Source organism: Streptomyces sp. NK15101 (assembly GCF_020400725.1).
Lineage (GTDB): Bacteria > Actinomycetota > Actinomycetes > Streptomycetales > Streptomycetaceae > Streptomyces.
Genome location: NZ_JAINVG010000158.1, coordinates 1 through 7,877, shown reverse-complemented (window position 1 = coordinate 7,877; position 7,877 = coordinate 1). Strand labels below are relative to the sequence as shown.

Sequence of the window (7,877 nt, the reverse complement as noted above, 5' to 3'; positions counted from 1 at the left end):
TCCGTCTCCTTCGATGAAGTCGTGGGCCCCGTGCAGCCAGGACACCTTGTCGTGGAGCTCGTCCACGGTCAGCGAGGAGAGCATCGCGTTGCGGGCCGCGGCCGCCGCTCCCGCCGGGTGGTAGAGCCGGTCGCCCAGCTCGCGCGCCACGAGCTGGGTCCTCGCCGTACGCTCGCGGCGCCGGGCGTTGTACGCCCTCAGCCGTCGCGCCACGTCCCGCCCGTCGCAGTCGAACAGTCCGCCGAGCGCGGCGGCGTCCTCGAGCGTCATGGACAGGCCCTGGACCGCGTACGGCAGCATCGGATGCGCGGCGTTGCCGAGGAGCGCCACCCGGCCGTCGGTCCAGTCGGCGACCGGGTCCCGGTCGCACAGCACCCAGGTCTTCCACTCCTCGCCGAGCTCCAGCACGCGCCGCCCGGCGTCGGCCAGCCCCGGGAACCGGGCCAGCACATGGGGCTTCTCCGGCGGCAGTCCGACGACGGCCTCGGCCGTGCCGTGGTCCAGGGTGCCTGCCACGTTCAGGAACACGGCACCGTCGGCGGCCTCGTGCACGAAGTGGACGACGTGCCAGCCGGGCCCCGCCCAGACCGTCGCGGCGCTCGGGCACAGGTCCTCCGGGACGTCCGCCAGGGGGACGACCGAGTGGTAGATGGTGTGGCCGGAGACCCGGGGCTCGCCGTCGCCGACGAGCCGGCGGCGGACGGCGGACCGGATGCCGTCGGCGCCGATCAGCGCGGCCCCGGTGAACCGCCGCCCGGACGTCGTGACCGCGGTGACCCCGTCGGCGGTCTGCTCGTACCAGGCGACCGGCCGGCCGGCGAGCAGCTCGACGCCGTCGGCCGCGCGGCAGGCGTCGAGCAGCACCCGGTGGAGGTCGCCGCGGTGCAGCACCGCGTAGGGGTTGCCGAACCGCTCCCGGTAGGCACCGGTCAGGGGCATCCCGGCGATCCGCTCACCGGTCGTGCCGTCCATGAACCGCAACTCGTCGATGAGGAAGGACCGTTCGCGCACGGCCTGCCCCACCCCGAGCCGGTCGAGCGCGTGGAACGCGTTCGGCGAGAGCTGGGTGCCGACGCCCGGCTCGGCGAAGTCGTCGCGCCGCTCCAGCACGGTCACCCGGTGGCCCCGGGCCGCGATGCCCAGCGCCGCCGCCAGGCCGCCGACACCCGCGCCGACGACCAGGACCCGCATCGATGCAGCCATCTCGTCCTCCTCTAGGCCGGGAACAGCCGGCGCAGTTCGGCGTGGAAGCCGGGGAAGGTCTTGCCCACGCAGGACGGGTCGTCGAGACCCAGCCCCGGGACGCGCAGCCCGAGCACGGAGAAGGCCATCGCGATGCGGTGGTCCCGGTGGCAGGCGATCCGCGCGGGCCGGACCGGACCGGGACGCACGGTCATCCAGTCCCGGCCGGTCTCGGTCTCCACCCCGCAGGCGGCGAGGTTCCCGGCGACGGCGGCGATCCGGTCCGACTCCTTGAGCCGGGCGTGCCCGATGCCGCGGACGGTGATCGGCGCGTCGGCGAGCGGGGCGATCGCGGCCAGCGTCATGAAGGTGTCCGAGATCGGGCCCATGTCGACGTCGAAGCCGCCCCGCAGCCGACCGGTGCCGGTGACCGTCACCGCGCCCCCGCCGATGTCCACCCGGGCGCCCGCGGTGCGCAGCACCTCGACGAAGGCGAGGTCGCCCTGGAGGCTGTCCCGGCCGAGGCCCGGCACGGTGACCGTGCGCCCGGTGACGGCGGCCGCCGCGAAGAAGTACGAGGCCGTGGAGGCGTCCGGCTCGATCACCAGGTCGGTGCCGGTGCAGCCGCCGGTGCCGATCCCGAAGACGCCCGGCTCCTCCTCGGTCACCCGGGCGCCGAAGCGGCGCATCAGCGCGACGGTCATGTCGATGTACGGGCGGCTGACCAGGTCCCCCACGGTCACCGTCAGCGGGGTCCGCAGCAGCGGCGCCGCCATCAGCAGACCGCTCAGGAACTGGCTGCTCAGACCGCCGTCGACCCGGAGTTCGCCCCCCGGCAGCCCGTCGGCGTCCACCCGCAGCGGGAGGCCCGCCCCGTCCTCGGCGCACACCGTCGCCCCGAGCCGCTCCAGCGCGTCGGCCAGCGGGCGCAGCGGACGGGCCCGCAGCTGCGCGGAGCCGTCGAAGACGTACGTGCCCCGGCCGGTCGCGGCGAACGGCGGCAGGAAGCGGGCCGCGGTGCCGGCGTCGGCGCACCACACGCGGCCGCCGCCCACCGGGCCCCGGCCCGCTCCGGTGACGTCCCAGTACGCGTCGCCCGGGGCCGCCTCCACACGGACGCCCAGCTCGGTGAGCGCGGTCCGGAAGGCGAGGGTGTCGTCGCTGACCAGGGGCGCCGTCAGACGGCTGGTGCCGTCCGCGGCGGCGGCCAGCAGCAGGGCCCGGTTGGTGATGCTCTTGGAGCCGGGGACGCGGGCGGTGAGCGGGGCGCCCGTGGTCACGTCCGCGGCGCTCACCGGGCGTCCCCGCCGGCGGCCCGGGCGACACTGGCGCGCACGGCCGCCGCCACCCGCCGCGCGGTGAGGCCGTGCCGCTCGTACAGCGCGCGGAAGGGAGCGGACGCGCCGAACCCGTCGATGCCGAGGGCCTCTCCGGCGTCACCGACCAGGGCGTGCCAGCCGAGGGTCGAGCCGGCCTCCACCGAGACCCTGGCGCGGACTCGCGGCGGCAGCACGGAGTCGCGGTACGCGCGGCTCTGCTCGGCGAACCACTCCAGGCACGGCAGCGAGACGACCCGGGTCGGAGTCCCGTCCTCCTCCAGGAGGCGGCGGGCCTCCAGCGCGATGTGGACCTCGCTGCCGGTGGCCAGCACGATCGCCTCCGGGGCACCGCCCGCGGCCTCGGCGAGCACGTAACCGCCGCGGGCGACCGCGTCGGCGCCCGGATCGGGCAGGACGGGGACGTTCTGCCGGGTCAGGCAGAGCCCGGCGGGCCGGTCGGCGCGGGCCAGGACCGCCCGCCAGGCGGCGGCGGTCTCGTGGGCGTCGGCGGGGCGGACCACGTCGAGGCCGGGGATGCCGCGCAGCGACCACAGGTGCTCCACCGGCTGGTGGGTCGGCCCGTCCTCGCCGAGACCGATCGAGTCGTGCGTCCAGACGAACGTGACGGGCAGCCTCATCATCGCGGCCAGTCGCACGGCGGGCCGCATGTAGTCGGAGAAGACCAGGAAGGTGCCGCCGTAGGGGCGGGTGCCGCCGTGCAGGGCGATGCCGTTGAGCACGGCCCCCATGCCGTGCTCGCGGACGCCGAAGTGGAGCGTGCGGCCGTAGCGGTGGCCGGGGAACGCGGCGGTGGCGAACTCCTCGGGGACGAAGGACGGTTCGCCCCTCATCGTGGTGTTGTTGCTCTCCGCGAGGTCCGCGGAGCCGCCCCACAGCTCGGGCAGGACGCCGGCCAGCGCGGACAGCACCTCGCCCGACGCCTTGCGGGTGGCCATCTCGCCGCCCGCGGGGAAGCCGGGCACCGCGTCCGCCCAGCCGTCGGGCAGCCGCCGGGCGTCGATCCGGTCGAACAGCGCGGCCCGCTCGGGCAGCGCGGTGCGCCAGTCCTCGTACCGCTTGTCCCACTCCTCGCGGGCGGCCCGGCCGCGCTCGGCGACCCGGCGGGCGTGCGCGAGGACCTCGTCGGGCACCTGGAAGGAGGCCGCCGGGTCGAGCCCCATCGCCGCCTTGGCGGCCGCCGCCTCGGCGGCGCCCAGCGCCGAGCCGTGGATCCTGCCGGTGTTCTGCTTGGTGGGGGCGGGCCAGCCGATGACGGTGCGCAGCGCCACGATCGACGGGCGGCCGGTCTCCTCGCGCGCGGCGTACAGGGCGGCGTACAGGGCCGGCACGTCCTCCCGGTACTCGCCGGTCTCCGTCCAGTCCACCCGCCGGACGTGCCAGCCGTAGGCCGCGTACCGGGCGAGGACGTCCTCGGAGACCGCGATGGCGGTGTCGTCCTCGATGGAGATCCTGTTGTCGTCGTAGAGCACGACGAGGTTGCCCAGCTTCTGGTGTCCGGCGAGCGAGCCGACCTCGTGGCTGATGCCCTCCTCCAGGTCGCCGTCGGACGCGAACACCCAGACGGTGTGGTCGAAGACGGAGGCGCCGGGGGCCGCGTCCGGGTCGAAGAGGCCGCGCTCGCGGCGCGCGGCCATCGCCATGCCGACCGCGTTGCCGAGCCCCTGCCCGAGCGGTCCCGTGGTGGTCTCCACGCCCGGGGTGTGCCCGTGTTCGGGGTGGGCCGGGGTGAGCGAGCCCTCGGTGCGCAGCGCCTTGAGGTCGTCGAGTCCGAGGCCGTAGCCGGAGAGGTACAGCTGGGTGTAGAGGGTCAGGCTCGTGTGCCCGCAGGACAGCACGAAGCGGTCGCGCCCGGCCCAGCGGGGGTCCGCCGGGTCGTGCCGCAGCAGACGCTGGAAGAGGAGGTACGCCGCCGGGGCGAGGCTCATGGCCGTGCCGGGGTGGCCGTGGCCGGCCCGCTCCACCGCGTCGACCGCGAGGGCACGGGCCACGTGCACGGCCCGCCGGTCGAGTTCGGTCCACTCGAAGGGAGGGGTGCTGGTGCTCGACTGGGTGTTCACCGGATGGTCAGTGCTCCTTGGGACGTGGGGGTTCCGGTCGGACGGGTGGGGTTCCGGTCGGATGGAGGGGTGCGGCGGCGGTCGGGCGGGTCGGACCGGGGTGCCCAGGGGGTTGGCGGATCGGGTCAGGCCGGGTCGCCGGGGGCGTCGCAGGGCCGGGGGCCGGCCGGGGCGCCCAGGGCGTCGGCGAGGTGCCGGGCGGTGTCGTCCGCCGAGTCCGCGTCGGCCGTCACGGTCAGCCGGGCGAGCTGCCGGTAGAGGGGGCCGCGCACCCGGAACACCTCCCGGAGCCGGCTCTCCGGGTCCCCGGCCAGCAGCGGCCGGTCGTCGGCGCCGCCGATCCTGGCCAGCGCCGTCGCCAGGTCCACCTGGAGGTGGACGACCCGGTGGCCGGCCAGGAGCCGCCGGGTCAGCGGGTCCAGGACGGCTCCGCCGCCGAGGGCGAGGACCCCGTCGTGCTCGGCGAGCGCGGTGCGCACCGCCTCCCGCTCCAGCCGCCGGAAGCGCGCCTCCCCGTGCTGCCGCACGAGGTCGGGCACCGGCATGCCGCAGGACGCCTCGACGTCGTGGTCGGTGTCCCGGAAGCCCACCCCCAGGCGTTCGGCGAGCAGCGTGCCGACGGTGGTCTTGCCCGAGCCGGGGACCCCGATCAGGACGGCTGCCGCTCGCACGAGCGCACCACCCCGGTCAGCAGGTCGCCGACGATCCGTACGCCGTCCTCGGTGAGCACCGACTCGGCGTGGAACTGGATCGACGCGAAGCCGCGGCCGCGCAGCGCGTGCACCTCGCCCGTCTCCTCGTCCCGGCTGACCTCGATGACGCCGAGCTCCGGGTGCGTGACCTTGTCCTCGTCGCTGCGGGCGGCGAACGTGTTGTAGAAGCCGACCCGCCGGTGCTCGCCGAAGAGTTCGATCTCCTTCGCCACGCCCTGGTTGGGCACGTCCCGGCGGTCCAGTTCGAGGCCGAGGAGGGTCGAGAGGACCTGGTGGCTGAGGCAGACCGCGAGGAACGGCCGCCGCTCGTCGAGGAGCTGGGAGACCGCGGCCCGCAGGTGCGCGATCTTGGCGTGGCCGGTCTCCCGCGGGTCGCCGGGCCCCGGACCCATGACGACCAGGTCGTAGTCGTCGAAGTCGTACGGCTCGTCGAACCGCCGCACGGTCACCTCCGGCCCCATGGCGGAGAGCAGCTGGCCGATCATCGAGGTGAAGGTGTCCTCGGCGTCGACGATCAGGACCCTGCGCCCGGCGAGCTCGGCCACCGGGTGGGACCGCTCCCCGGTCTCCCGCAGCCAGAAGTCGGCGATGTCGTCGTTGCGCCGCTCCAGCGCCTCCAGGACCCGGGCGTGCCCGGCGAACCGGCCGGGTCCGCCCGCGCCGAGCGCGGCGAGGAGCCCCGCCGCCTTCGCCCGGGTCTCGGCGACCTCGCTCATCGGGTCGGAGTGGCGGACCAGGGTCGCGCCGACGCCGAGGCGCACCCGGCCCTCGGCGCTGATGTCCGCGGTGCGGATGAGGATGGCGGAGTCCATGGTGCGGCCGCCGTCCTCGTCCCGGCCGATGAGGGCCATGACGCCGCTGTAGTAGCCGCGGCCCCCCGGCTCGTACCGGCTGATCACCTTGCAGGCGCTCTCCAGCGGGCTGCCCGTGACGGTGGGCGCGAACATCGTCTCGCGCAGGATGTCCCGCACGTCGCGGGACGTCTCCCCCTCGATGAAGTACTCGGTGTGCGCGAGACGCGCCATCTCCTTGAGGTACGGGCCGACGACCCGCCCGCCGCGCTCGCAGATCCGGGCCATCATCTTGAGCTCTTCGTCCACGACCATGTAGAGCTCGTCGGCCTCCTTCCGGTCGGCCAGGAAGGCCATCACGCCGGGCAGGTCGGGGCCGGCGGCCGGGTACCGGTAGGTGCCGCTGATCGGGTTCATCACCGCGGTGCCGCCGTGCAGGCTGACGTGCCGTTCCGGGCTGGCGCCGACGAAGGTGCGGTCCCCGGTGCGGACGAGGAAGGTCCAGTACGCCCCCGACTCCCTCTCCAGGAGGCGGCGGAAGAACGACAGGGCGCTGCGCGGCGAGTAGTCGGTGATGTCCGCGACGAATTCGCGCTTGATGACGAAGTTCGCGCCCTCGCCGTTGCCGATCTCGCGGTCGACGACCTCCCGGACGATGGCGGCGTAACCGTCGTCGTCCACGTCGAAGTGCCCGCCGGACAGGGTGGTCGGCTCGTCCGGCAGCCGTCGCACCGCCTCCGCGAGCGGCACCGTGCCCTGCTCGGCGACGGCCATGGTGAGCAGCGGTTCGCCGTCGTCGGTGCCGGCGAAACCGCGCTCGGAGACCTGGCGGTACGGGATGACGGCGAGGACCTCGTGGCGGGCGCCGGAGCCCTCGGCGGGGGCACCGGCCGGGACGTCGGGGAGCGCGATCCCGGCGAGCGCGTCCACGGCCGAGACCTCGCCGACCAGGACGTCGAGCACGTCCCGGCCGGCCGTCTCGGGGCGGTACAGCAGGGCGTACGCCGAAGAAGGCGATGCCAGCACCCGGTCCAGCAGGTCCTGCGCCACGGGGTCTCCCTTCGGGGTCATCGGACGGCCCCCTCGGCCGCCGTGAGCTCGGCGAGCACCGACTTGGTGGTGGTGACCACCGCGCAGCGCTCCGCCGCGTAGTCGAGGGCGAGCCGGTGGTACTTCTCCGAGAAGTCGGCGACGGCGTCGGCGACCAGGAACGGCTGGATGTCGTTGGTGAAGGCCTCGACCGCCGACATCAGCACCCCGACCTGCGCGTACACACCGCAGACGATCAGCTGGTCGCGGCCGTGGAAGCGCATCCGCTCCAGCAGGTCCGACTTGAAGAAGGCGCTGTAGCGCCACTTGGTGAACGTCCAGTCGGTCGGGGCGGGCGCCAGCTCGTCGACGACCTGGCGGTCCTCGGGGGACACCTTCATGCCCGGACCCCAGAAGTCCTTGAGGAGGCCGCGCTCCCGGTCGGTCATGCCGCCCGGCTGCGCGGTGTACGCCACGGGGACGCCGAGCTCGGCGCACCGCTCCCGCAGCAGCGCGGCGTTGCCCACCAGCTCGCTGCCGGGGGAGCGGTCCGCGGGGAACGGCCGCAGGAAGTAGCGCTGCATGTCGTGGACGAGCAGCACCGCCCGGGCGGGGTCGACCGTCCAGTCCGCGGTGTTGGCGGGGAGATCGCCCTCGGAGGGCATCGGGTACGGGGCGATGGGCGGAATTCCCCCCATGGCTGTCCTTTCGCTGGAGAGCGGGTGAGGCCGTGCGGCGGAGCGGGTGGGGCCGTACGGCGGGGGG

Annotated in this window: 6 protein-coding genes; all 6 read right to left on the bottom strand. The window is 74.9% G+C overall.

From position 1 onward, the window contains the following. Positions 1-1,275: FAD-dependent oxidoreductase (locus K7G60_RS37725; protein WP_374115744.1), on the bottom strand; the 1,275-nt coding region annotated here is incomplete at its 3' end. Further along, positions 1,215-2,477, bottom strand: coding sequence for a 3-phosphoshikimate 1-carboxyvinyltransferase (gene aroA / locus K7G60_RS37720; RefSeq protein ID WP_225805484.1), 1,263 nt, complete (start codon positions 2,475-2,477; stop codon positions 1,215-1,217). The genes K7G60_RS37725 and aroA, both read right to left, overlap by 61 nt. Further along, on the bottom strand, positions 2,474-4,579 hold the full coding sequence (gene tkt, locus K7G60_RS37715) for a transketolase (RefSeq protein ID WP_225805483.1): 2,106 nt from the start codon (positions 4,577-4,579) through the stop codon (positions 2,474-2,476). The genes aroA and tkt overlap by 4 nt, the downstream gene beginning before the upstream one ends. 125 nt (positions 4,580-4,704) lie before the next feature. Then, a complete protein-coding gene (locus K7G60_RS37710; RefSeq protein ID WP_225805482.1) occupies positions 4,705-5,250 on the bottom strand; it encodes a shikimate kinase in 546 nt (181 codons plus the stop codon). Continuing rightward, on the bottom strand, positions 5,229-7,154 hold the full coding sequence (locus tag K7G60_RS37705) for an anthranilate synthase family protein (protein WP_225805481.1): 1,926 nt from the start codon (positions 7,152-7,154) through the stop codon (positions 5,229-5,231). The genes K7G60_RS37710 and K7G60_RS37705 overlap by 22 nt, the downstream gene beginning before the upstream one ends. Further along, positions 7,151-7,810, bottom strand: a complete 660-nt coding sequence (locus K7G60_RS37700) for an isochorismatase family protein (protein ID WP_225805480.1) — start codon at positions 7,808-7,810, stop codon at positions 7,151-7,153. The genes K7G60_RS37705 and K7G60_RS37700 overlap by 4 nt, the downstream gene beginning before the upstream one ends. Positions 7,811-7,877 lie beyond the last annotated feature (67 nt).

Excerpts from the sequence above, each read along its gene's own strand:
- K7G60_RS37700 (WP_225805480.1), bottom strand. The coding sequence starts at position 7,810 with ATGGGGGGAATTCCGCCCATCGCCCCGTACCCGATGCCCTCCGAGGGC.
- K7G60_RS37705 (WP_225805481.1), bottom strand. The coding sequence starts at position 7,154 with ATGACCCCGAAGGGAGACCCCGTGGCGCAGGACCTGCTGGACCGGGTG.